This window comes from Casimicrobium huifangae, from assembly GCF_009746125.1.
Lineage (GTDB): Bacteria > Pseudomonadota > Gammaproteobacteria > Burkholderiales > Casimicrobiaceae > Casimicrobium > Casimicrobium huifangae.
In genome coordinates, this window is the sequence record NZ_CP041352.1 from 1,910,002 (window position 1) to 1,935,389 (window position 25,388).

Genomic DNA, 25,388 nt, shown 5'->3' on the forward strand with positions numbered 1-25,388 from the left:
TTAGGCGGGGCGAAGAGGGCGCCAGCGGCGCGCTTTTCGTAAACTTTCGCCATGTCGAACGCTAATCCCGATCTTCTGAAATGGCTCAACGAGTGCCTCGCACGTGGGCACTCGGCAGAGAGTCTGACCAAGTCCGCACTGTCGAGCGGCTGGCATCCGGATCTTGTCCGCACTGCCATTGCAGAGGCACTCGGTCACCAGCTCGTCGCGCATCGCGCTGGTGCCCCCTCGGTCAATTCCGTCAGGATTCCCGGGCCTGATCTCACGCAATCGCCAACCTATGTCGATGCCGGCGATCGTCAGGTCGAGGTGTGGACGGTGATGAAGCACCCGCGCGTGGTCGTGTTTGGCAGTGTGTTGTCAGACGAAGAGTGCGACGGGCTTATCGAACTGGCGCAACCCAAGCTCGCGCGCTCGCTGACCGTTGACAATCAGACGGGGGGCGACGAGGTGAATAGCGCCCGAACCAGCGATGGCATGTTCTTCAATCGCGGCGAAAACCTGCTTTGCGAACGTATCGAACGCCGTCTGGCAGCGATGGTGCGCTGGCCCTACGAAAACGGCGAAGGCCTGCAGGTGCTGCGCTATCGGCATGGTGCGCAGTATGTGCCGCACTACGACTACTTCGACCCGGCGCAGCCGGGGACACCGCGCATCCTGCAACGCGGTGGGCAGCGCGTAGGCACCATCGTGATGTATCTGCGCACACCGGAGCGTGGCGGCGCTACCATCTTCCCCGATGTCGGCCTCGAAGTGGCGCCAATCAAGGGCTCCGCGGTGTTCTTCAGCTATGACCGCCCGCACCCCGACACCAAAACCCTGCACGGCGGCGCTCCGGTCACGCTGGGCGAGAAGTACGTCGCAACCAAGTGGATGCGCGAAGGTGAGTTCGTCTAGGCCTCTGTCAGTGGGCAGGGGCAGATGCCGGCTTGCTGCATCAGTCTCAAATCGACACCAACTGCCGCGCCCCATCCGCCTCCATATCCGCCCCACGACCGCGCTTGATGACCTCGCCGCGTTCCATCACCACGTACTGGTCCGCCAGTTCGGCGGCGAAATCGTAATACTGCTCGACCAGCACGATGGCCATGGTCTTGCGGTCGGCGAGCAGGCGCAGCACGCGGCCGATGTCCTTGATCACGCTGGGCTGGATGCCTTCGGTCGGCTCGTCGAGGATCAGCAGCTTCGGGTTGGCGGCCAGTGCTCTGGCGATCGCCAGCTGTTGTTGCTGGCCGCCCGACAGGTCGCCGCCGCGGCGGTTTAGCATCTGCTTCAGCACCGGGAACAGCTCGTACAGTTCGGCCGGGATCGGCGCGCTGCCTGACTTGTAGGCGAGGCCCATCTTCAGATTGTCCTCTACCGTCAAGCGACCGAAGATTTCGCGGCCTTGTGGCACGAAGCCGATGCCCTTGCGCACGCGCTCGTACGAGGTCTCCTTCTGGATCGGCTGGCCGTCCAGCGTGATGCTGCCCGCCTTGATCGGGACCACGCCCATGATGCTCTTGAGCAGCGTCGTCTTGCCTACGCCGTTGCGCCCTAGCACGACCGTGATCTCACCGACCCTGGCGTCGAGCGAGACGTTGCGCAGGATGTGCGAGCCGCCGTAATACTGGTTGACGTCTTTCAGTTCGAGCATTGCGAGTACCCCTGTAGGAGCGGCTTTGCCGCGACTGGAGTATGGCGAACCGACGCTGGTCGCGGCAGAGCCGCTCCTACATTCGTCGGAAATGGATTGCTGCTAACGCCCAAGATAGACCTCCACGACGCGTTCGTTCGCCTGCATATCCGCCAGCGCGCCCTCGGCGAGCACACTGCCTTCGTGCAGCACGGTCACGATCTTTTTCTTTTCGCGCTGGCCGCCGTTGACCAGTTCACCGATGAACTTCATGTCGTGCTCGACGACCACCAGCGAATGCGATCCTTCGAGCGACAGGAACAGCTCCGCCGTGCGCTCGGTCTCCTCGTCGGTCATTCCGGCGACGGGCTCGTCGAGCAGCAGCAGCTTCGGGTCCTGCATCAGCAGCATGCCGATCTCGAGCCATTGCTTCTGGCCGTGCGACAGGTCGCCCGCGATGCGCGCGCCGCTGTCGCGCAGATGGATCAGCTTGAGCATCTCGCCGATGCGATCGCTGTCGTGCGTGCTCAGCCGGTGCATCAGTGACGCACGCACACGGCGGTCCATCTTGAGCGCGAGCTCGAGGTTCTCGAACACCGACAGTTGCTCGAACACCGTCGGCTTCTGGAACTTGCGGCCGATGCCTCGGCCCGCGATCTCGCTCTCGCGCAGACGCAGCAGGTCGATGTTCGACCCGAAGAATGCACGTCCGCTGTCGGGCTTGGTCTTGCCAGTGATGACGTCCATCATCGTGGTCTTGCCGGCGCCGTTGGGGCCGATGATGCAACGCAGCTCGCCGACCGCAATGTTGAGTGTCAGCTTGTTCAACGCGCGAAAGCCATCGAACGAGACCGTGATGTCGTCGACGTAGAGGATGCCGCCGTGCGCGGTGTCGACCTCGTCGCCGATCACGCGGCCGAACGCGGCCTGGCCACCCGAGCCATCGGCCGAGTAACTGCCCGATTGCTTCGCGAGGTATTCCTCGCGGCGCTTGCTGCCGTCTTCCTGCAGATCGGGCGTCATTTCGCGCCTCCCTTCGCGGTCTTCGCGGCTAGCTTGCGGATCAGGCCCACGATGCCTTGCGGCAAGAACAGCGTGACGCCGATGAACATCGCCCCGAGAAAATACAACCAGTACTCCGGGAACGCGACCGTGAAAAAGCTCTTGGCACCGTTGACGAAGAACGCGCCGACGATCGGGCCGATCAGCGTCGCGCGGCCACCGACCGCGGTCCAGATCGCGATCTCGATGCTCGCGGCCGGCGACATTTCGCCGGGGTTGATGATGCCGACCTGCGGCACGTACAGCGCGCCCGCAATGCCGCACATCACGGCCGAGAAGGTCCAGATCGACAACTTGTACCAGAGCGTGTTGTAGCCGGTGAACAGCACGCGCGACTCGGCGTCGCGGATCGCCTGCAGCACGCGGCCGTACTTGCTGGCGATGATCCACTTCGACAGCAGGTAAAAGCCGACCAGGGTCAGTCCCGTTAGCACGCACAGGAACACGCGCATGCTGGGCGTCGCGACCGGCACGCCGAGGATACGCTTGAAATCGGTGAAGCCGTTGTTGCCACCAAAGCCCGTCTCGTTGCGGAAGAACAGCAGCATCGCGGCGAACGTGAGGGCCTGCGTGATGATCGAGAAATACACGCCCTTGATGCGCGAACGGAACGCGAAGAAGCCGAACACAAACGCGAGCAGGCCGGGCACCAGGATCACCAGCAGCATCTGCACCACGAAGTACTCGCTGCCGGTCCAGTGCCACGGCAGGGTCTTCCAGTCGAGGAACACCATGAAGTCGGGCAAGTCGCTCTTGTACACGCCGTCGCGGCCGATCTGGCGCATCAGGTACTGCCCCATGGCATAGCCGCCGAGCGCGAAGAACAGGCCGTGGCCGAGCGACAGGATACCGGTGTAACCCCAGATCAGGTCCATCGCCAGCGCGCAGATCGCGTAGCACATGATCTTGCCGAGCAGCGACACCGAATAGTCGGACAGGTGAAACACGTTGCCGGCCGGCACCACCAGATTGAGCAGTGGCACCAGCACCACGATGGCGGCGATCACCGCGATCAGCGCGATGCGGCCGCGGGTGCCGAGCAGGCTCGCGGGGGCGGGCGTGGCGGCGTGGTCAGGAGGCGTTGCAGTGGTCATCGCTCAGGCCTCCGCACTGCGGCCCTTGAGGGCGAAGATGCCCTGCGGACGGCGCTGGATGAAGACGACGATGAACACGAGCACGATGATCTTGGCGAGCACGGCACCGGTCCAGCCTTCGAGGAACTTGTTGAGCACGCCGAGGCCCAGCCCCGCGTACACGGTGCCCGCGAGCTGGCCGACGCCGCCCAGCACCACCACCATAAACGAGTCGACGATGTAGCCCTGGCCGAGGTCGGGGCCGACGTTGCCCACCTGCGACAGCGCGCAGCCCGCGAGCCCCGCGATGCCGGCGCCGAGCGCGAAGGCATAGGTGTCGATGCGCGCGGTGTTGACGCCCATGCAGGCCGCCATGCTGCGGTTCTGGGTGACGCCGCGCACGAACAGCCCGAGCCGCGTCTTGCTGATCAGCAGCCACACGCCGGCGAGCACGAAGAAGGCAAAGAACAGGATCGCGATGCGGTTGTACGGCAGCGTCAGGTTCGACATCACCTCGATGCCGCCCGACAGCCACGACGGGTTTTCGACGGGCACGTTCTGCGCGCCGAAGATCGTGCGCACCAGCTGGATCAGCACCAGCGAGATGCCCCAGGTCGCGAGCAAGGTCTCGAGCGGGCGGCCATACAGCCAGCGGATGACGGTGCGTTCGAGCACCGCGCCGACCAGCGCCGCCGCCATGAACGACGCCGGGATCGCCGCGATGATGTAGTAGTCGAACGCGCCCGGCAGGTGCTGCCGGAACAGGTTCTGCGTCAGGTAGGTGGCATAGGCGCCGATCATCAGCAGCTCGCCGTGCGCCATGTTGATGACGCCCATCAGGCCATAGGTGATCGCGAGGCCCAGCGCGACGAGGAACAGGATCGAGCCGAGGCTCAACCCGGTGAACACGACGCCCAGCCGCTCGCCCCATGCGAGGCGGCTCTCGACGTTCTTGATGGCCGTGGTCAGCGCCGCGCGCACCTCGGGGTCGGTCTCGCCCCCGGCATTGAGGCGCTCCTGCAGCAGCGAACGCACGCTCGGCTGCGAGCTGCTGGCGAGCGCGTTGACGGCGTCGATGCGTTTCTGTTTGTCGCCCGACGCGATCAGCATCGCGGCGCGCAGTTGTTCGAGCTTGGCCTTCAGCGGAGGCTCTGTCTCTTTGGCGAGCGCGCGGTCGACCAACGGCAGCTTGCTCTCGTCGGCCGAATCCTTGAGCTCGGCGATGGCGTTGTTGCGCACGCGTACGCTGTCCGAGAACAGCCCGAGCGCGGCCTTGGCGGCCTCGAGTTCGCGGCGCATGCGGTTGTTGTTGACGACGTCCTCGACGCCTTCGGGCAGCGCGGTTTCGGCGCCGGTCGCGGCGTCGGTCGCCTTGCCGTCGGCGACGATCAGCACCTTGTCGCCGGCGATCTTGGTGGAGTCATCGAGCAGCGCATCGATCAGTTTCGACAGTGCGTCATCGGGGGCCGCGACGGCGGCGGACAGCGCATTGATGCGGTCATCGTTGTCGCCGGCGGCGATGGCCTTGGCGGCCGCGGGCGTCAGCGCGTGAGTGGCCGGCACGCACAGGCTCGCGAGCCAGGCGGTGGCGATGGCGGCGGTGCGGCAGCGGGTGAGCAGTCTGCTGGACAGGCGGAGCAAGGCGGGCTTCCTTCTTCAGCGGGTGGCGAACGGGCAAACGCCCGGGTTGCGGTCAAAAAAATGCCGGGGTCACTGTTGCAGCAGCAACGCCCGGCTCACGGAGGATTCGTCTAAGCCTGTGTCAGATTCAGCGGACTAGATCTTGGTCTTGCCATCCGGCTCGTCCTTCTTCTTGTCGTTGCCGGCAATGAACGGACTCCAGGGTTGCGCCTTGACCGGTCCCTTGGTCTTCCAGACCACGTTGAACTGGCCATCGGCCTTGACCTCGCCGATGAACACCGGCTTGTGCAGGTGATGGTTCTTCATGTCCATGGTCGACGTGAAGCCGCCCGGTGCCTTGAAGGTCTGGCCGGCCATCGCGGCGATCACCTTGTCGGTGTCGGTCGACTTGGCTTTTTCGACGGCCTGCTTCCACATGTAGATGCCGATGTAGGTCGCTTCCATCGGATCGTTGGTCAGCGGCTTGTCCTTGTGACCGGCGATGCCCTTGGCCTTGGCGTAGGCGGCCCACTTCTTGGTGAAGTCGTCGTTGGCCGGGTTCTTGAGGCTCATGAAGTAGTTCCACGCGGCGAGGTGGCCGACCAGCGGCTTGGTGTCGACACCGCGCAGCTCTTCTTCACCGACCGAGAACGCGACGACCGGCACATCGGTCGCCTTCAGGCCCTGGTTGCCCAGTTCCTTGTAGAACGGCACGTTGGAGTCGCCATTGATGGTCGACACCACGGCGGTCTTCTTGCCTTCGGAGGCGAACTTCTTGATCTTGGCGATGATGGTCTGATAGTCGCTATGACCGAACGGCGTGTATTCCTCCATGATGTCGGCTTCGGCGACGCCCTTCGACTTCAGGAAGGCGCGCAGGATCTTGTTGGTGGTGCGCGGATACACGTAGTCGGTGCCGAGCAGCACCCAGCGCTTGGCCGAGCCGCCGTCCTTGCTCATCAGATATTCAACGGCCGGAATCGCCTGCTGGTTCGGCGCGGCGCCGGTGTAGAACACGTTCTTCGACAGCTCTTCGCCTTCGTATTGCACGGGGTAGAACAGCAGGCTGTTGAGTTCTTCGTAGACCGGCAGCACCGACTTGCGCGACACCGAGGTCCAGCAGCCGAAGGTCACGGCGACCTTGTCCTGCGAGATCAGCTGGCGGGCTTTTTCGGCGAACAGCGGCCAGTTCGACGCCGGGTCGACCACCACCGGCTCGAGCTTGCGGCCCATGACGCCGCCCTTGGCGTTGATCTCTTCGATGGCCATCAGGGCCACGTCCTTGAGCACCGTTTCCGAGATCGCCATCGTGCCCGACAGCGAGTGCAGCACGCCTACCTTGATCGGGTCTTTCGATTGTGCGAAGGACAGCGGTGCGAGACTTGCAGCAATGATCGCAGCGGTCAGCGTCTTGACGGCGCCGCGGCGGGTAATTTGTGGCATGTCGTTATCTCCCAATGGTCTTGAGGTTGGTTGTGGGGTGCCCACTGAGTGGGTTGAACACTGCATCGCAAATGCCGTGCCAAGCGGCAACCAGTCCGCTGGATGTGTGACAACCCCTTGTGCACGATGCAAATGAGTGCGGCGGCACCGTTTGCGACGGTCGCATGAACGACTTGCACGGAAAAGGAGCGTTAGCGTCTTTGCGGTGCGCAATTCGCTGCACTTCTCGACGCGCGACGCAGCGATTCAGCTGGCCATCATCTTTTGACGTGAAAGCCCGTTGCCATTGGGCCAAGAGCTGAAAAGCACTCAATATCGACTTGTTGAGGAATTTGTTGTTCAGCCCATATTGAACGGGCTTCTCGTGCTTGAGCTGTATCGGTGTTCACGTCTCGCTGAACGCAGCAGCGGAGTGCACGGCGGTAACGACCGCCTCGCTTTCGGTGCGTCCGGCGCTATCCTGGTGCCAAAGCTAAGGTGATGTCGGTGGTTTGCCGCCGCCAACCCGGCACAATGTCCGAATGAGTACTTCAAGTTTGCGTAAGGACCATCTCGACGGTCTCGCCGTGACCATCCTTTTGGCCTGCTGCCTGTTCTGGGGCTTCCAGCAGGTGTTGGTCAAAGCCACCATCCCCGATGTGCCGCCGGTATTGCAGGCCTTCCTGCGCTTTGCCGCTGGCACGGTGATTCTGTGGGCGTGGTGCGCGTGGCGTGGCATCCGACTGTTCGCGCGCGATGGCTCGCTGGCTGCGGGCCTGCTGGCCGGCGCGCTGTTTGCAGCGGAATTTGCCTGCCTGTTCGCTGGACTGCAATACACGACGGCCTCGCGCCTGACTGTGTTTGTCTATACCTCGCCACTTTGGGTGGCCGCCATTGTCCCGCTGATGGTGCGTTCCGAGCGTCTGCGACCTGTGCAATGGGCCGGCGTAGTGCTGGCCTTCGTGGCCATTGTGTTCGCGCTGCGCGAGAGCTTCGTGGCCAGCGCTGCGGGGCGCGACGCAGCGCTGATGTGGCGCGGTGACCTGCTGGCGCTAATCGCCGGTGCCTTGTGGGGATTGACGACCGTGGTCATCCGCACCACGGGGCTGACCAAGGTGTCCGCCGAGAAGCTGCTCTTCTATCAGGTAGCAGTGAGCGCCGTGACCTTGCCGTTCGTCTCACTGGGGCTGGGCGAAGCCTGGTCGTTCACGTTCAGCGGCTTCGCGTGGTTCTCGCTCGTGCTGCAAACCGTCGTTGGCGCATTTGCCAGCTATCTGGCATGGATGTGGCTGCTGGGGCGCTACCCGGCCACGCGCGTCTCGGTGTTTGTCTTTCTGACACCGTTGTTCGCCATTCTCTTCGGCGCGTGGTGGTTGAGCGAGCCGATCAGCGCTACCTTGTTGATTGCACTGGCGTTCGTGGCGGTCGGGATTGTGCTGGTCAATCGCCGCAAGGGCTGAGCGGCGGTTAGCGTTGCGTACCGCCGGTCGGTTCTGCTCGCGGCCAGGTCACGGTGACTCTGAGTCCGCCGAGTTCTGCGGATGAGCCGATGTCGAGCTTGGCGCCGGTGACTGCGGCGATTCGCCGGACGATCGACCAGCCAAGGCCGCTTCCCTCCGCATCATTGCCGGCAACCCGGTAGAAGCGCTCGCCCAGCCGCGCAATTTGCGCTGCCGTCATGCCGGGGCCGCTGTCTTCGATGTTGACTTGCAAGCCGGTGGCAGCGTCGGCAATCCGAACGCGAACCTGACCACCGTTGGGGCTGTAGCGCAGTGCGTTGTCGCATAGGTTGCGCAGCAGGATGCCGATCAAGGCCTCATCTCCCGCCATCGCGCAGTGGTCCGGCACATCGACTTCGAGGGCAATCCGTTTCGCGGCGGCATCGTCCAGAAGCGGTGCCAGCACGCGTTCGACGACACGCGCCAGATCGAAGCGCGGCTGCTGCTGCTGCGACGGTTGCTGGGCGCCATCAAGCCGCGCCAGCTGCAGCAGCTGGTCCACCAGATGTGATGCGCGATCACAGCCCCGCAACGTCTTCTGCAGGGCTGCCTGTACATCCGCTGGCGCACTTGCGCTCGCCGCGACCTGCGCCTGCGCACGGATGGCCGCAATCGGCGTGCGCAGTTCGTGGGCTGCATCCTGGGTAAAGCGGCGCTCGTTTTCGATCAGACTGCCAATTCGGGCGAACAAGTCGTTGAGCGCAATGGTGAGACTTTCCACCTCTTCGGGTGCACCTGGCAGCCCGATCGCAGTCAATTCGGCCGGTGCCCGTTGCCGCAGCTGGGTGCGCAGCGCGCGCAACGGCTGCAACCCGCGGAAAACGGCCAGCCACACCACCAGCGCGAGCAGCGGCAAGCCAACGGCGAGCGGGAGCAGCATGCCGCGCAGCAGGGCGGTGAGGATGTCGGCACGCGCGTCCAGCTGCTCACCGACGAAGAGTTGTACGTCCGAGTCCTTGCCGCGAGTGGCGAAGACACGCCATTGCTTGCCATCGATGCTGGTACTGGCGAAGCCGCGATCCTGTTGCATCATCGGCGTGGTCGGCGCGTTGGCTGAACGCCACTGCAAACGACCCTCGTGCCACATCTGGAACGCGACCCGACGATCAAAGCGGGTTAGCTTTGCCGCTTCCTCGTATTGATGCTCAAGCTCGCCATCCGATGCCTGTGCAACCAGCAGCGTTGCCGCCTGGGCGAGGTGGCTATCCAGCAGCTCGTCCAGTTCGTGGCGACCGTCAAACCAGATCATGATTGCGGCAATGAGCCAGAGTGTGCAGACCCCCGCCAGCACCAGCGCAACGACTCGCGTCTGTAGCGAACGCATGGCCACCTACGCGCGTCCCGGCCGCTGCGGCCGTGGCATGGTGTAACCGACGCCGCGAACTGTCTCGATCAAGCCGGGCGCCAGCTTGCGACGCAGGTGATGGACGTGATACTCGATGGCGTTGCTCTCGACTTCCTGCCCCCAGGAGTACAGGCGGCGTTCGAGCTGATCACGCGTCATCACGCGCCCGGCGTTGAGCATCAGGGTATGCAGGAGGTCAAATTCGCGCGCCGACAGAGTCACTGCCTCACCGTTCAGCAGTACCTCGTGTGATGCCGGCAACAGCCGCAAGCCGTGCATCTCGATGGCGTCCTCGGCCTGCCCGTGCGCGCGGCGCACCAGCGCCCGCAGGCGGGCCCCCAGCTCGAATAGATCGACTGGCTTGATGATGTAGTCGTCGGCACCGGCATCGAGATGGCCAATGCGGTCGGGGACGGCATCGCGGGCCGTCAGCACCAGAATCGGCAGCTTCAGACCACTGCGCCGCGCATCTGCCAGCACCTCAGTACCGTCCTTGCCGGGCAGGCCGAGATCGAGAACCATCGCATCGTACGTCCCACCCGCCAGTTCGCGCTGCGCAGTGGCGCCATCGCGAACCCAGTCCACGAGAAAGCCCTGCTGCCGCAGGCCGGCCCGAAGGCCGTCCCCCAGCAGGTTGTCGTCTTCGGCGAGCAGGATGCGCATGTTGGGTGTGGTTGCCAGCGTGGCGGTCGTCAGTGTTTGTCGTGGTGCTCGCGCTTCGCGCCTCTTGCGACGTTCGCGCCCGCAGTCGTTGTTGTTGCGGCTGTGCTGGCAGTGTCGCGGTCGGCGGCCGCCGGCGAACACCACTGCCAGGCCCAGAACGACAGCACTGCGGCCAACACGGCAGCGCCAAGGATAGCCCGGCTGCGCGATATTGCTGCATTCGGTGCGTCAGTGTCGGTAACTTGCTTGCGCCCGGTCAACATGCTGCGGACAAGATTTTCGCGATGCAACACGCTGCTGACCAGCACGCCGGCAAGATGCACGCCGACCAGTAGCAGCAGTGCGTGAGCAGCCAGCTCATGCGCCTCTTCAAGCCAGCCCCCGCCGAGATCGTTGAGGTTGGCCCAGCCGGTTGCGGCGGTGATCAGGATCAATGCCAGCAAGGCGACGATAGCCAGTGCGCCAGCCGGGTTGTGGCCCACGTGATGCTGCGGCTCGCGGCTGCGCAGGCTCTTGAGGTAGGCGAGTACAGCGGCGGGGCCGCGCACGAAATTGCTGAATCGCGCGTACTTCGAGCCGACCAGACCCCATATCAGACGGAAGACAACCAGCCCGGCCATTGTGTAGCCAAACAGGGTGTGCACCTGGCGCCAGCGTTCACTCTCAGCGGTCAGCCAGGCGCCGGCGAAGCTCAGTACCAGCAGCCAGTGCACGAGACGGACTGGAATATCCCAAATCAGGACCTTTGGTTGTCGGGTAACGGAAGTCATGTCGTTGCTCCTTCTCGGATGAGTTACGCGAGGGTTCAGCGGGGGATGCGCACATTACGTTCGCGAAAGGCGCCTTCGGCGGCATCACCATGGCAGGCTGCACAGTTCGCCGGCGACTTGACGGCGGCTTTTGACCATGTCGTCGTTGGCACTTCGCGGTGCTTGCGAATAAAGTCGGCGCCTAGCGTCAAACGATCGTCTGGGGGGCGGTTTGCGCTGCGCTGGCTCGCGATGTCGGTCAGCCAGCGTGTCAGTTCGCGCGCAGCGGCCCCGTCCACGCTGGCGTCCACGCCGTAGTGCCGGTTGAGTGTGTTCATGATGGCGGACCACGATGCAGCAGGCAGCATTCGCGCCGGGAAGGGGGCGTGGCAACTGGCGCACTCTGCGATGTAGTTCGATGGCGGGGGCTGCCGTCTTGCCGAGTCTGCGAAACCAGCGACTGGCCATGTGACCAGCACAAATGCTGTAGCAGTCAGCGCCAGGTTGCGCACATTGCGCGTGCTCAAGTGCGAGCGGGAGAGTCGGTCCATTTTGTGTTCTCTTATGGTTTACTGCTTGCGGTCACGGCTTCAACGAGACAAGCCAGGCCAACAGATTCGCCTTCTCGCCTGCCGTGCACTCGCGTGCAAGCACGTCGTTGCAGTTACGGCGAAACCACTTCTCTGACTTGGCGGCGTCGGTGAAGCGGACGCTTTCCGCCGCCGGAGCCAGCGGCTGAATCGCTTTGCCGGTGCTGGCATGTTTGCCGGGCCGCGTAGGGTTGGCGGTATGGCAGCTGGCACAACTCCACTCGCGACCGTGCGTCGCGTTAAAAAAGTTTTCGCCGGCCTTCGCATCAGGTCGTGTTGCGGCAGCCTGGGCGTAGGATTCCAGCAAGGCCTGCGGAGTTGTTGGCGCAGCCATTGCGGCCGAGGTCAATACGGCCGCTGCGGCGGCAGTGAAGGCGGTAAATCGATGCTGGCGGTGCATGTGACGGTCCTGATTGGTTGCCAATGTGGAAATCGTAGGCCGCGCAACTTATGGGTTTCTTAGGGAACGCTGAACAAGTTCCTCGCGAACCACACATCGACGGACTCGGACGGCTGGCCGCGTTGCAAAGCCTCGTCGTAGCCCCGCTACGACCGCGTTTTGCGCCTCGCCATCCATCCCCATCCGCCGCGCGCAGCTTCGCGGGGGACTCGTTCAGCGTTTCCTTGGCTGCGACGGTTAGCCCCTGATTGGTGATTCGGAACGCACTGCTACCTTGACAGCGGGCACCGGTAGCATTGCTACCGAATCTGCTGCCCCACATCACCGACCTCTACGCTCCATCATCGCCATGCAACTCCAGCTCTCCCGTCGCGCCCAGTCCCTCGGCACCGAAAACGCCTTTGTTGTCCTCGCCGAAGTCAACAAGCTCATCGCCGAGGGCTATGACATCACCAGCTTCTGCATCGGCCAGCCCGACTTTCCGGCGCCGACCCACGTGCAGGAGGCCGGACACGAGGCGATCCGGCTCGGCAAGCACGGCTACACGCCCAGCGCCGGCATCCCCGAGCTGCGCAACGCCGTCGCGACCTACATGGGCGACATGCGCGGCCTCGACATCGCGCCCGAGGACATCGTGGTCGGCTCCGGCGCCAAGCCGTTCATCGCGTACACCATCCTGTCGACCACCGACTTCGGCGCCGGCGACGAGGTGATCTACCCGGTGCCGGGCTTCCCGATCTACGAGTCGCAGATCACCATCAACGGCGCGGTACCGGTGCCGCTGTATCTGCGCGAGAGCCGCAACTTCGCGTTCGACCCGAACGAGCTCGAATCGAAGATCACGGCCAAGACCAAGCTCTTGATCCTCAACAGCCCGCAGAACCCGACCGGCGGCATCCTGACCAAGTCCGACCTCGAGGCGATCGCGGCAATCCTGCGCAAACATCCGCAGATCTGGGTGTTCTGCGACGAGATCTACGGCCGTCTCACGTTCGAGGGCAGCTTCCAGTCGCTGGCCAGCCTGCCCGACATGCAGGAGCGCTGTATCATCTCCGACGGCGCCTCGAAGACTTGGGCTATGACCGGCTGGCGCATCGGCTTCACGGCCAACAAGCTGCTGGCCCCGGCGTTCACCAAGTGGGTCACCAATACCGACAGCTGCGCGAGCCACATCTCGCAGTGGGCAGCGGTCGCCGCCGTCAGCGGCCCGCAGCACGAGGCGGAGGCGATGCGCCAGAAGTTTCTTGAGCGCCGCAACCTGATCGTTGGCTTGCTCAATGACGTGCCGGGCATCAAGTGTCAAGCCAGCGGCGGTGCCTTCTATGCGTGGCCGAATGTGACGGAACTGTGCAAGATGACCGGTCTGGCTGATAGCGAGGAATTGCGCAAACGGTTGCTCTATGAAGCTGGCGTCGCGGTGCTCGCGGACATCCACTTCGGCCACCGCGTGCCGGGCGACGGCCAGCACATCCGCTTCAGCTACGCCACCCAGAACGAAAACATCGTGCGCGGGGTGGAGCGCATTGCCGACTGGGTCAAGCGCAGCCGCAAGTAGCGCAACGTAGCAGGCGACGACGACGGCAGGCCCGTGGCGCACCTCTTCGGTCGCAGGTGAGCCGGCCGATCGGTAGCAAGCGCGCCTTATTCACATTTGCTTATGCGGCTCAGTAGCTACACAGCGGCCGATGGCTACCGGTAAGATGGTGGTGGGCACCGCCATTGCCCTGCTGTCCGGTCTGATAGTCGGGGCAAATATTCTTATTCGAGCGCCATCGCCGTGATTGACCACCCGCAACGTATCGCTCTGCATAACGAAATCCACGCTCGGCCGCCGGAGCCGATGACGCCGCCGTTGGCGATTACTCATGTGGTGATGCTGGCCGACGCCGGCGCGCGGGAGGCGAGTCGCGAGCATGTGTCATCGCTGCTTCGTGATCATCATTTGCCAGCGCTCGACGCGCAGACCACGCATTCGCGCCACAATCTCGGTGGCTACCGGCTGCGCTGGGAGCGGCACACCGAGTTCGTGAGCTGGTCCTTCATGCGTCCGCTCGCTGGCGACATTGCTTCAGTTGATGCGGCCACGGTTGAAATCCCGCCGACTGCGGTTGCCGCCGTGCCGGTAAGTTGGCTCGATGGCTTGCCGGGCGAGCGGCTGGTCGCACTTCACCTGTGGGTGTGGCCAGCGATGAGTGAGGTCGAGCGCGACGCCCGCATACGACAATGGCTGCACGACGACACGCTGGTTGGGGCGCTGGTGGCTGAAGGACGTGGCCACGCGTACACCGATTTTGCGATCCACGCCGACGGCTACTCACGGGTGCTGGTGTTTGCCGACGACCTGACGCCGCGTGCGCTAGGTCGCCTGATCCAGCGCCTGCTGGAGATCGAGACCTATCGTCTGGCTGCTCTGCTCGGCTTGCCTGCCGCACATGCCGCTGCGGGTGAACTGGCGCACGCCGAACGCGATCTGGCGGCGCTGGCGACAGCGATCCGAAGCGCGCAACGTGACGACGAGCCTGCCTTGCTCGACCGGCTGACTCATCTTGCCGGGTAAATTGAATCGCAGTATGCGGCGATGCACTCACGCTTTTCGGCCAGCGCGGCCTACTTTGCACTGGTAGACAAACGGATCGAGGACATCAACGAGACGCGTCTGCCCGGTTTGCAGTCGTTCCGTGACTTCATGGATCGCCGTCTGACCCCGGCCCGCAATACCTGTGAATGGGCCGTGCGACGGCAGGATTCGCTGTCGCAACGCGTGTCGCGGATGAGCAATCTGTTGCGCACCCGCGTGGAGATCAAGCAGCAGCAGAACAGCGAAGCGCTGCTTGCCGCGATGAACGAGCGGCAGGATGTGCAGTTGAAGCTGCAATCGACGGTCGAGGGTCTCTCTGTGGCCGCGATTACCTATTACATCGTCGGCCTCATCAGCTATCTCGCCAAAGGGGCGCAGACTCTGGGCTGGCCGCTAAGCCCGGAAAGCAGTGCAGCCATCGCGATTCCGTTGGTGGCGGTCAGCGTCTGGTGGTCGATCCGACGCCTGCACCACCGGTTGATCGGGCGGGCAGGCCACCGTTGACGCCACACACCGTCAACACGCGCATCAGAAGTGCGGACGGAATGGGCTCGACGGACAGTATGGCCTTGGTGTGTGCATTCAAGCTGCGACCAACACCCAACACTGATTTGCTTTGTTTTTTCATGCCCTTGGCATACACTCTTAAAGCATAGTTGCAGAAACAGAATGCGTCTGCAGCCGGAGCGTCGTGTACGTGATTGCGTATTGCGGACGCGCTGGCGCGTAGCCGCACGGAGTCCGTCATGACCACCAAGTCAGCAGTTGCCGCAATTCCTCGTCGCCATTCCAGTCTGCGTCGCACGCGCGTAGCCGCCCTGCTGCTGGCTACGCCTCTCGCCGCTATGACATGGCAGGTGACGCACGCCGCCACCGTCGAATTCCGGCTCAGCCCGGATAGCAAAGGTCGCGAGCAGCGCATCGCGTCCGAGCTGGCCGCTTCAGTCGGTGCGACGTCTGCAACGCGCGCCAGTAACGGGGTGTTCAGCATCACGGCAAACGACGACAACAAAGCCGCCGTGCTGGCGACTACGCTGCGCGAGCGAGCCGGGGTTCTTTGGGCGCAACCGCTGCTCGCCGACAAGCCCTTGGCCCGCACGGCGCCGGAGAGCGAATATCACAGCCGCATGCTGGCGTTGAATCTGCGCGACGTTTCGTCAGCCAGCGCAACTGTCGCCCGTTTGGCGGAGCTGACCGGCCAGGCGTTGACGCTCAAGCGCGTCACCTACGGCAATCGTGCGTTGGTGGTAGCGCCCGCAGGTACATCCTCTGCCGCACTCGCCGCATTGGCCGTGACTGCTGCCGGCGATTCAGCTGTGCGCAGTGCCGAGCGTGTCCGCGTCTACCGCCACCAATGGATACCCAATGACACCATGTGGAGCCAGCAGTGGTCCCTTGGCACCGGGGTTGGTGGTATCCGGGCAGCCCAGGCGTGGGATATCACCCCGACGGGTGGCGTGGCTGTCGCCGTTATCGATACCGGCATCCGCTCGCATCCGGATCTCGACAGCAAGCGTCTGTCGGGCTACGACATGATCCGCGATACCTTCATTTCGAACGATGACGATGGGCGCGATTCCGACCCGACCGACGCCGGTGACTACGACGATTCGCTGGCCTGTACCGGCTCGTGGGATTTCATGAGTTCGTGGCACGGCACTCACGTCGCCGGCATCATCGCCGCGAGCACCAATAACGGTGAAGGGATTGCCGGGGTTGCCCCGAATGCTCGCATCGTGCCGGTTCGGGCGCTGGGGCGTTGTGGCGGCACTTCGGACGACGTGGCGGACTCGATCCGCTGGGCTGCCGGTGTTGCAGTGGCCGGTGTCCCGGCCAATCCGAATCCTGCGAAAGTGCTCAATCTCAGCCTCGGCGGCTATGGCCCGTGCAGCGCCAATGAGCAGGCTGCGATTGACAGCGCGCTGGCCAAGGGCGCCGTAGTGGTGGTCGCAGCGGGCAATGATGCGACATTGGCATCCGATTTCTCGCCGGCCAACTGCAAGGGGGTGATTGCCGTTGGTGCGTCAAATCTGTTGGGGGATCTGTCAAGCTACAGCAACTTCGGCAATACGGTTGGCATCAGCGCCCCGGGTGGTGATTCGGGTGACTTGCCCGGCGTTTTGTCGACACTGAACGGTGGCATCACGCTGCCAGCCGTGCCCAGTTACGCGACTTACATGGGTACCAGCATGGCTGCGCCGCACGTGGCGGGTGTGGTTGCTCTGATGCTGGCACGCGATCCCGGCCTGACGCCAGGCCAGGTCATCAACCGCCTGAAGGCAAGTTCGCGTACTTTTCCAAGTGGTTCCGACTGTGCGGCAGCCGTCGGTGCCTGTGGTTCCGGCTTGCTCGATGCGTTCAATGCGGCGGCCAGTGTCACCAACACGCGGCCGGCGATTGACCTCACCGGCACCGCGGCCAGAACGCGACTGGTCGAAGTTGCCGATGCCGTTTCCGGCCGCTACGCGCTGATCGCGGATCCGGTCGAGTTGACGCAGATGCTTGCCGGCCAGCGCGGTGGCGCATGGTCGCGCACTGGCTACGCGATTGACACCTTCAGCGATACCGCGCAGTTCAATGTGATTTCGTTGGCACAACCAGTGTGCCGCGCGCGTCTGGCCGTGGGTCGAGCCTTCAGCTACAGCGCGAGCGTTGAAGAGTGCAAGGCGTTTGCAGCCAACCTCGGCTGGGCAGTCGATGGCATGACCTTTCTGGCGACTTTGCCAACCGGACCGGTGTGCCCAGTGGGTAGCGGTCCGGTGTACGAGTTTGTCCGGCCGGATGCGCTGGGCTACAACCTTCGCACCATGTGGGACGCGGTGGAGGCTTCGCGCATGGTCGAGGCGGGCTGGACGCAGTCGCGCATCGCCTTCTGTGTGCCGCAATAGCCAGCTCTAGCCTGCGCTGCGATAAACTCCGGGGATCATGAACGTGACATTCGCCGTTTCTGCTGTCTGTTGTTGCCTTCGCCGGGCGACGCTTCCATGCCGCAGCACTTGACGCGTCACTTTTTCTGATCTCCCGTTAACCAAGGCTGCTGCACGCAGCCTTTTTTGTATTCCGGATTTCGCACCTATGCCCCTTCAACTCTTTGACACCTGGACGCGCTCAGTGCGCGAGTTCACGCCGCTGAAAGCGGGCGAGGTGGGGCTCTATACCTGCGGACCGACCGTCTACAACTACGCCCACATCGGGAACTTGCGCACTTACCTGTTTGAGGACGGGCTGGTGCGTACGCTGAAGCTGAATGGTTATCGCGTCAACCACGTGATGAACATCACCGATGTCGGGCACCTCGTATCCGACGGCGACGAGGGCGAGGACAAGATGGAGGCCGGCTCGCGGCGTACCGGGCAGACGGCCTGGACCATCGCCGCGCTGTACACCGATGCCTTCCGTGCTGACCTGAAGGCACTCAACATCAACGAACCAGACGTCTGGTGCAAGGCGACCGATCACATCGCTGAGCAGATCAGCTTCATCGAGGAGATCGAGAAGAAAGGTTACACCTACCGCACCAGCGACGGCATCTACTTCGACACTGCAAAGCAGCCATCGTACGGTTACCTCGGTCGCCTTGATATCGCTGGCCTGCAGGCCGGGGCCCGCGTTGATCTGGGCGAGAAGAAGAACGCTACCGACTATGCGCTGTGGAAGTTCTCGTCACCCGCAGAAAAGCGGCAAATGGAGTGGGACTCGCCGTGGGGGCGCGGCTTTCCTGGCTGGCACATTGAGTGCTCGGCAATGGCGCACAAGTATCTCGGCGAATACTTCGACATCCATTGCGGGGGCGAGGATCACATCACGGTACACCATCCTAACGAGATCTCGCAGACCGAGGCGGCGTACGGCACCAGGCTCGCAAATTTCTGGATGCATGGCTATTTCATCCTGCTCAACAGCGCCAAGATGAGCAAGTCGAGCGGTGAATTCCTGCGCGTGCAGCTGTTGATCGACAAGGGTTACGATCCGATCGCTTATCGGTACCTTTGCCTGACCGCGCACTATCGTTCGCAGCTCACCTTCAGCTGGGATGCGCTGGATGCGGCGCAGACGGCGCTGGAGCGGCTGCGCAACACAGCGTACGGCCTCGGCGCACCATCAACTGCGGACCAGGATTTTGTCGGCCGCTTTATGGCGATGCTTAACGACGACCTCAATTTCCCGCAGGCACTGGCGCTGACCTACGAAATGCTCAAGTCGGACCTCGGGGCAGGCGTGAAGAAAGCCACCTTGCTCAAGTTCGACGAAGCGTTCGGTCTTGGACTTGCGGGCTGGGTACCCAAGGTCGAGGATGTTCCAGCCGACGTGCGCGCCGTTGCTGATGCACGCTGGGCGGCCCGCAACGCCAAAAACTGGCCGGAAGCCGATCGCTTGCGCAGCGAGTTGACGGCGCTGGGCTGGACGATGAAGGATGGCAAGGACAACTACGCGCTGACGCGCGGATAGTGTACTGGGGCGTCGATGTGGCGTTGAAAATCACCCCTGCACTCGACGCAGCCGCGCCGCGCGGCACCCGGTTCAGCGTGCCCGCAGCGTGATATCGCCGAAGCGCGAGCGGGCGCGCTCGCCGGTATTGTCGGTGTCCACCATCAGGGCGATCCCCGAAATGCGGGTGGGCTCCTCATTGAAGGCGCGCCGATAGTCGTCGTAGACATTGCGTTCGAACTGCCGCCACTTGCCGACTGACCCAGGATCGTCATCGACCACCAGCTTTTTGACACGATGGGTGTACGGACTGGTGATGACGCTGTCGCGGCTGACCTTGTGCGTAAACACGTACGACAGCGCGGCATGAGGTGGCGTCTCGCCGTACAGCATGTGCGCCACACTGTTCTCGGCCTTTTCGCGCATTGTCGCCCGCGCGGGGTCGTACGCGAAGGTGACGTAGATACGTGCCGCGTAGTCGTCACCGGCCTTGGTGGTTGGATCGCTCCGGGCGATCACATTGCCGACTTTCCACTGAAAACGCAGCACTGGCGTGGACTTCGCGCTGCCGTCAAAACGGTGTATCAGGGCGCCGCCGGCATTGTCAGCAATGCCTTCGAGCACGATAGCGTTGGCTTCCTCGTCGCGCACATACGTGTAGGTGGTGAGGTTCTTTGCCGTGCGAACCGGCTGGAAGCTCCAGTCGCCCGGCGTGACAACAGCACCCGCCGTACGGTCCGAGAACCGGGGGATGGACTCCGGGCCCGGCGCTACGCCGTCAATCGCACAAAGCAGGGCGGGCGTGGTTGCCAGCGCGGTGACTAGAAAGACCTTTGCAGTCTTTGCCATAAGGAGGGTTTGGCCCCTGCGGGCCCGACGTCGAAGTCCAAATGCTCGCACACGTTGTCGAATCGCGCCATCATGTCATCGTGGTCCGTGCCACCCATGTGCACCAGCGCGTAGCGGTAGTTGCCGAGCCATTTCGTCTCTCTCTCGCGCGAGGTGCTGTGCTTGAGGTCGAGAAACAGCCGCGCGTCGGGATAAGTCGCCGTGAGCCAGCTTTGCTGCTCGGCGGGCGGCGCCTGCTTGACGGCATCGCCGAACTCGCGGAACACAAAGCTGGACGCCGCACCAAATCTGCCTTCGCGATGCGGGAACAGCGGCGTCCGGCCCAGTGCGAGGTCGAGCTCGAGTGACCACAGGCTCTTGCCATCGACGCGTTCGTAGAGATCCGAGAACTGCCCCGCCATGCGCGGATTGATCTCGATGATGGTGATGCGGCCACTGGCGGGCTGATAGAACAGTTCGACGTTGAACAGCCCGTGCGTGAAGCCGATCGCCTCGACCGCGCGGCGTGCGATGTCTTCGAGCCGCGCCACGACGTCGGCGTCGAGCCGCGACGGATATTCGAAGCGCATGAAGGCGCTGGTGCCGGGATACATCACCGAATCGACGGTGCCCAGGATGTTGACGCGTCCGGCGTGGGCATAGCCGTCGACGCAGACCTGCAGCGCGCCGTTGACGCAGCCTTCGGCGATGAAGCAGTCGGCGTCGATCTCGCAGTCGAGGTGCTTCTTGGAGACGCGGCGGAACGGCCAGGTGAGCCGCTTGATGATGATCTTTTCCCACAGCCGGAAGCGCAGGTGTTCGCGCAGCGCCGCCTCGTCAGCACAGCGCTTGGCAAGCACCGAGAACGCGGCCTTGACCGGCTTCACGAAGATCGGATAGTCGATGGTCACGGCCTGCGTGATGTCGGCGTCGTAGCGAAAACCGCAGAACGGCGGCACGTGCTCGGGCAGGGCGCGGCTGTGGATCTGGCGCGCCAGAAACTTGTGCTGCGCCGTCAGCAGTGCCTTGAGCGGGGTGCCGGGCAGGCCGAGCTTGGCCGTCAGCAGGCTGGCGGCGAGGGCGCCGAACTGTTCGTGCGTCGACACCACGGCGGCGACGCGGCAGTCACGATATTTGTGAGCGAGCTCGTCGACGAAGCGCTCTACGTCAAACCACAGGATGCGTGCGTTCTGCGGGAAGGTGAAGAAGTCGAAGCCCTCGCGGACGAACTCGTAGTCGTCATGGCCGGCGATCAGCGGGTCGAGTCCTAGTTCGTCATACTCCTGCGCGAACAGGACGAGGATCAGTGGCTTCAAAGGCGGGGGCGTGTCGCTCGCGGCGCTACTTCTTGTCGTTCAGGTTCCAATCGTAGTCGAGGTAGCTGATCGACACCTTGCCGGCCTTGATCTCCGCCTGCGCGGCGGGGTCGTTGCTCAGGCGGTCGGCGTACTTGCCGAGCGTGGCCTCGAGCGAGCTGAAGCCCTTGTAGCCCTTGGTGAAGTCTTTTTTGTACCAGTCGAAGATCTTGCTGATTTCGAGCTGCTTCGAGCGCGGGTCATAGCGGTTGCGCGACTTGTCCGACAGGAAGCGCTGCATGCCGTCCTCGAGCAGGGCGTCGAGCTTGTCGGCGGTGAAGGCTTCGTTGCGCAGCATCGGGCAGCCGATCGATGCGCAGACCACCGCGACGTGGATGCGCGGATCGTTGAACACACCATCGGCGCGAATCATGTCGTGCTCGATGTTGTCGAGGTGGGTGTCCTTGCCGAACAGCGTGAAGAACTTGAGCGACCAGGGCTTGGTGAAGGTGCCGCCGAGGTCGCGGATCGACTTCAGGTTCGGGTACTTGGTCAGGATCAGCTCGATCGTGTACGCGTTGTAGGCATTGATCAGAAACGCGAGCTGCTGGTTCTTGTTCCACGACTTGTAGGTCGCCTCGGGCACGGCCGACACCGAATCGAGATAGGCCTTGAGCGCCGCGCGGTCGCGCGCGAAGCCCGCGTACGACACCTGCGAGGCGTTGCCGTTGCTCATGTAGGTGACGTGCTTCTTGAGCAGGTCGTCGAACGCCTTGTGCGAATGATCGAACTGGGCGAATGCGGTGCTGGTGATCAGCAGCGCCAGCGCAGCGATCAGACGAGTGATGGACTTCATTGATATCTCCAATACGATTGCCAGGGCGCTGGACGCCTAGCCCCGCTCCCACGCATGAAACTTGCGCACCCACTCCAGCAGCTTCACCGGCTGGTTGTTCCGCTTCCATACGCCGGCCGCGTACTTGTTCGCCTCACCCATCGTCGGATAGGTGTGGATGGTGCCGAGGATCTTGTTGAGGCCGAGGCCGTACTTCATGGCGGTCACGAACTCGACGAGGATGTCACCGGCATGTTCGCCGACGATGGTTGCGCCGAGGATCGTCCCGTCTTTCGATCCCGGTACCGTGAGCACCTTGACGAAGCCGTGTGCGGTGCCATCGGCGATCGCGCGGTCGAGATCGTCGATGCCATACACCGTGACCTCGTGCGCAATGTTCTTCTCCTTCGCCTCGGTCTCGGACAGTCCGACGCGCGCGACCTCGGGGTCGGTGAAGGTCGCCCAGGGAATCACGCGATAGTCGGCGCGGAACTTCTTGAAGCGCCCGAACAGCGCGTTGACGGCCGCGTACCAGGCCTGGTGCGACGCCGTGTGCGTGAACTGGTACGGCCCGGCGACGTCGCCGCAGGCGAAGATGTTCGGGAACAGCGTCTGCAGGTAGTCGTTGGTCTCGACGGTCTTGTTCGGGCGCACCGGGATGCCCAGCTCCTCAAGCCCGAACCCGGTGACGTTGGCCGTACGCCCGACGGCGACCAGGATCTGGTCGAACGGCAGCCGCACCTCGGTACCGGCGTGTTCGCAGACGAGGATCTTCTCGCCGTTCTCGACCAGCACCTGCCTGGCCTTGTGACCGGTCAGCACCGCGACGCCGTCCCGCTGCAGCGACCGGGTCACGATTGCGGAGACTTCGGGGTCTTCACGGATCAGGATGCGCGGCAGCATCTCCACCTGCGACACCTGGGCGCCGAAGCGCGCGAAGCACTGCGTCAGCTCGCTGCCGATCGGGCCGCCGCCCAGCACCACCAGCCGTTTGGGCAGCTCGCGCAGGTTCCAGACGGTGTCGCTGGTCAGGTAATCGACGCTGTCGAGGCCCGGAATCGGCGGCACGAACGGCCGCGCGCCCGAGGCGATCACGATGTTTTTGGTGGTGAGCGTCTGTTGGCTGCCGTCGGCTGCCGTGAACTCGACGGCCCAGGGCGAGACGATCTTGGCGCTGCCGGTCAGGCATTCGACGCCCAGCTCGGTGTAGCGCTCTATCGAATCGTGCGGCTCGACCTCGGTCACGACGCGCTGCACGCGCTGCATGACGTCCGCGAAGTCCCACTCCGCGGTGGCTCGCCGCAGGCCGTATTGCTCGCCGTGCTTCATCTGCGACAGCAGCTTGGCCGACTTGATCAGCGCCTTGGACGGCACGCAGCCGGTGTTCAGGCAGTCGCCGCCCATCTTGTGCTTTTCGATCAGCGTCACCTTCGCCTTGACCGCCGCCGCGATGTAGGCCGTGACCAGCCCGGCCGATCCGGCGCCGATGACCACCAGGTTGCGGTCGAAGGCCTTCGGCTTGAGATGCGCCCATTTGGCGTAGACCTTGCGGCCCTTGAGCCAGTCGAGCACTTTCTTGGCGAGGATCGGGAAGATGCCCAGCAGCACGAACGACCCGAGGATCGCGGGCGACAGGATGCCCTTGAGCGAGTCAAGCTGCGCCAGCTGGGTGCCGGCGTTGACGTAGACGGCGGTGCCGGCCAGCATGCCCAACTGGCTGACCCAGTAGAACGGCCAGGTGCGGAGGGGGGTCAGGCCCATCAGCAGGTTGACCACGAAGAACGGGAACAGCGGCACCAGCCGCAGCGCGAACAGGTAGAACGCGCCGTCCTTGTCGACCCCCTCGTTGATCGGCTTCAGGCGGTCGCCAAACTTGCCCTGCACGAAGTCGCGCAACAGGAAGCGTGCCGACAGGAAGGCCAGCGTCGCGCCGACCGAGGAGGCGAACGAGACCAGCAGCAGGCCGGTCCAGAAGCCGAAGATCGCGCCGCCGACCAGGGTCAGGATTGCGGCACCCGGAAACGAGGTCGCGGCGACGGCGACGTAGACGGCAAAGAAGATCAGCGCGGCGCGCAGCGGGTTGGCGTAGACGGCGGCCGACAGCGCCGCCTGGCGCGACTTGAAGCCCTCTAGCGTCAGGTAGGCGCCGAGGTCAAAGTAGAAAAACGCCCCGACGACCGCTGCGATGATGGCGAGCAGCGCAATTTTCGATTTCATGCGACCCTGTGCCCGGCGCGAAGACCGGCTTGCAAACAGTCTACGGGACTGCGTCCGACTACGGTTTTAGCGCTTCGTCGGTTGCGAGGCGAGGGCCTTACAGTCGCTGTTCGCGAGGAGCGTCTGCGGGGGCAGCCTGTGCCAAGTCTCTAGATCTTGAACGCTTCCAGCGATTCGGGTGCAAAAAGCTCGTCGAGCCCGAGCTGTCGTTTCGACAGCCCCTGTTCGAAGTGATAGCGGGCAAACGTCTCAAGCGCCTTGCGGTTTGGTTCAAGACCGTACGGCCACCAGTCAGCACCCATCTCGCGGCGCGCTTCCTCGACATGTGCCACCAGCCAGGGCAGCATCGACTTCAGCGCTGCGGTCTCTGCGAGATCGTCGTAGGCCATTTGCTGCGCGGCGTAGAACGCCTTGGTCAGCGATTGCGCAATCCAGCGGTTGGCCTCGTAGACCTCGCGGCGCATCACGATCACGTGCATGATCGGGAAGATGCCGGTATCGCGCCAGTAAGCGCGCTCAATCTCGGCGTAGTTCTCGAACAGCCGCCGCACGCGACCGTCGCCGCGCGTGAACGAGCTGGGTGCGCGGGCCGTATATAACGCGTCGATCTCACCTTCAGCCAGCATCTGCGATAGCGTCTGTGTTGGCCCGATCGCTTGCAGCCGGATATTGGGCGGTAGATCAAGTTTGATCTTTTCGATGCGGCCCGGTTCTTCCTCGCCACCGAACCGATATGGCTCGCTTTCGGCGTTGGTCACGGGCACGCCGTAGTGATCCTGCAGTATGCCGCGGATCCACACCGGCGCAGTCATCTGGTACTCGGGGCTGGCGATCCGCTTACCGATCAGGTCCTTCGGCTCGCGGATGCCCGAGCTCGCGTTGACGTAGATGCAGGAGTGACGGAAGAAGCGCGACGGGTAGACCGGCAGCGCGACGAACGGCCGGTCAGGCTTGTTCAGCGAGACGCAGTATGACGAGAACGACATCTCGGCGACGTCGAATTCACGATGTCGCGCCATGCGGAAAAACGTCTCTTCGACCGGCAGGCACAGATAGTTGAGGTCGATGCCATCGGGCCGCACCGAGCCATCGAGCAGGGCGCGCGTGCGGTCGTAGTTCCAGCAGGCGAAAGAGAGGCGTAGTTTTGACATGCGTTGGATTCTGCCTTG

Annotated in this window: 20 protein-coding genes and 1 pseudogene; 6 read left to right on the forward strand and 15 right to left on the reverse strand. The window is 63.5% G+C overall.

The window, feature by feature from the left end; translation table 11 throughout:
- The first annotated feature begins 51 nt into the window (after positions 1-51).
- Positions 52-897 (forward strand): 2OG-Fe(II) oxygenase, encoded by an 846-nt coding sequence (locus FKL89_RS08770; protein WP_156862397.1) that lies wholly within the window; start codon positions 52-54, stop codon positions 895-897.
- 46 nt (positions 898-943) lie between these two features.
- On the opposite strand, the gene urtE is transcribed toward FKL89_RS08770, so the two are convergent.
- From urtE to urtA, 5 genes are all read right to left on the reverse strand, one after another.
- A complete protein-coding gene (gene urtE, locus FKL89_RS08775; RefSeq protein WP_156862398.1) occupies positions 944-1,636 on the reverse strand; it encodes an urea ABC transporter ATP-binding subunit UrtE in 693 nt (230 codons plus the stop codon).
- A gap of 102 nt (positions 1,637-1,738) precedes the next feature.
- Complete coding sequence (gene urtD, locus FKL89_RS08780) at positions 1,739-2,638, reverse strand: urea ABC transporter ATP-binding protein UrtD (RefSeq protein WP_156862399.1); 900 nt, start codon at positions 2,636-2,638, stop codon at positions 1,739-1,741.
- Entirely contained in the window at positions 2,635-3,771 is a 1,137-nt protein-coding gene (urtC, locus tag FKL89_RS08785; protein WP_156862400.1) for an urea ABC transporter permease subunit UrtC, read from the reverse strand. Before urtC ends, urtD begins: the two co-directional genes overlap by 4 nt.
- Before the next feature lie 3 nt (positions 3,772-3,774).
- Positions 3,775-5,343 (reverse strand): urea ABC transporter permease subunit UrtB, encoded by a 1,569-nt coding sequence (gene urtB, locus FKL89_RS08790; RefSeq protein WP_156864626.1) that lies wholly within the window; start codon positions 5,341-5,343, stop codon positions 3,775-3,777.
- A 183-nt stretch (positions 5,344-5,526) separates the two neighbouring features.
- Positions 5,527-6,813 (reverse strand): urea ABC transporter substrate-binding protein, encoded by a 1,287-nt coding sequence (urtA, locus tag FKL89_RS08795; protein ID WP_181955222.1) that lies wholly within the window; start codon positions 6,811-6,813, stop codon positions 5,527-5,529.
- A gap of 521 nt (positions 6,814-7,334) precedes the next feature.
- Here urtA and FKL89_RS08800 point away from each other — a divergent pair.
- Entirely contained in the window at positions 7,335-8,252 is a 918-nt protein-coding gene (locus tag FKL89_RS08800; protein WP_156862401.1) for a DMT family transporter, read from the forward strand.
- A 7-nt stretch (positions 8,253-8,259) separates the two neighbouring features.
- Here FKL89_RS08800 and FKL89_RS08805 read toward each other — a convergent pair whose 3' ends face one another.
- Genes FKL89_RS08805 through FKL89_RS08825 form a run of 5 tightly spaced genes read right to left on the reverse strand, consistent with a single transcriptional unit; the run spans position 8,260 to position 12,038 of the window.
- The gene (locus FKL89_RS08805) at positions 8,260-9,615 is read right to left on the reverse strand and encodes an ATP-binding protein (RefSeq protein WP_156862402.1); all 1,356 of its coding nucleotides are present in this window, start codon (positions 9,613-9,615) and stop codon (positions 8,260-8,262) included.
- 6 nt (positions 9,616-9,621) lie between these two features.
- A complete protein-coding gene (locus tag FKL89_RS08810) occupies positions 9,622-10,299 on the reverse strand; it encodes a winged helix-turn-helix domain-containing protein (protein ID WP_156862403.1) in 678 nt (225 codons plus the stop codon).
- Between the two features lie 29 nt (positions 10,300-10,328).
- Positions 10,329-11,069, reverse strand: a complete 741-nt coding sequence (locus FKL89_RS08815; protein ID WP_156862404.1) for a cytochrome b/b6 domain-containing protein — start codon at positions 11,067-11,069, stop codon at positions 10,329-10,331.
- Between the two features lie 35 nt (positions 11,070-11,104).
- Positions 11,105-11,599, reverse strand: a complete 495-nt coding sequence (locus FKL89_RS08820) for a cytochrome C (RefSeq protein ID WP_156862405.1) — start codon at positions 11,597-11,599, stop codon at positions 11,105-11,107.
- A 31-nt stretch (positions 11,600-11,630) separates the two neighbouring features.
- Positions 11,631-12,038, reverse strand: a complete 408-nt coding sequence (locus tag FKL89_RS08825) for a DUF1924 domain-containing protein (RefSeq protein ID WP_156862406.1) — start codon at positions 12,036-12,038, stop codon at positions 11,631-11,633.
- A gap of 349 nt (positions 12,039-12,387) precedes the next feature.
- Here FKL89_RS08825 and FKL89_RS08830 point away from each other — a divergent pair, with 349 nt between their 5' ends.
- From FKL89_RS08830 to cysS, 4 genes and pseudogenes are all read left to right on the forward strand, one after another.
- Positions 12,388-13,593, forward strand: coding sequence for a pyridoxal phosphate-dependent aminotransferase (locus tag FKL89_RS08830; protein WP_156862407.1), 1,206 nt, complete (start codon positions 12,388-12,390; stop codon positions 13,591-13,593).
- Positions 13,594-13,809: 216 nt separating this feature from the next.
- Positions 13,810-15,120 (forward strand): annotated as a pseudogene (locus tag FKL89_RS08835) (DUF3422 family protein).
- Between the two features lie 242 nt (positions 15,121-15,362).
- Positions 15,363-17,504: a S8 family peptidase gene (locus tag FKL89_RS08840; protein WP_156862408.1), complete on the forward strand. Its 2,142-nt coding sequence runs from the start codon at positions 15,363-15,365 to the stop codon at positions 17,502-17,504.
- 187 nt (positions 17,505-17,691) lie between these two features.
- Entirely contained in the window at positions 17,692-19,065 is a 1,374-nt protein-coding gene (gene cysS / locus FKL89_RS08845; RefSeq protein ID WP_156862409.1) for a cysteine--tRNA ligase, read from the forward strand.
- 72 nt (positions 19,066-19,137) lie between these two features.
- Here the strand turns inward: cysS and FKL89_RS08850 are convergent, their stop codons facing one another.
- The 5 genes from FKL89_RS08850 to FKL89_RS08870 form a co-directional block, all read right to left on the reverse strand.
- The gene (locus FKL89_RS08850) at positions 19,138-19,893 is read right to left on the reverse strand and encodes a DUF3047 domain-containing protein (RefSeq protein ID WP_156862410.1); all 756 of its coding nucleotides are present in this window, start codon (positions 19,891-19,893) and stop codon (positions 19,138-19,140) included.
- Positions 19,866-21,188, reverse strand: a complete 1,323-nt coding sequence (locus FKL89_RS08855) for an ATP-grasp domain-containing protein (RefSeq protein ID WP_156862411.1) — start codon at positions 21,186-21,188, stop codon at positions 19,866-19,868. Before FKL89_RS08855 ends, FKL89_RS08850 begins: the two co-directional genes overlap by 28 nt.
- A 25-nt stretch (positions 21,189-21,213) precedes the next feature.
- A complete protein-coding gene (locus FKL89_RS08860) occupies positions 21,214-22,023 on the reverse strand; it encodes a DUF547 domain-containing protein (protein WP_156862412.1) in 810 nt (269 codons plus the stop codon).
- Between the two features lie 36 nt (positions 22,024-22,059).
- Complete coding sequence (locus tag FKL89_RS08865) at positions 22,060-24,219, reverse strand: FAD-dependent oxidoreductase (protein WP_156862413.1); 2,160 nt, start codon at positions 24,217-24,219, stop codon at positions 22,060-22,062.
- Positions 24,220-24,368: 149 nt separating this feature from the next.
- Positions 24,369-25,370 (reverse strand): ABC transporter substrate-binding protein, encoded by a 1,002-nt coding sequence (locus FKL89_RS08870; protein WP_156862414.1) that lies wholly within the window; start codon positions 25,368-25,370, stop codon positions 24,369-24,371.
- Positions 25,371-25,388 lie beyond the last annotated feature (18 nt).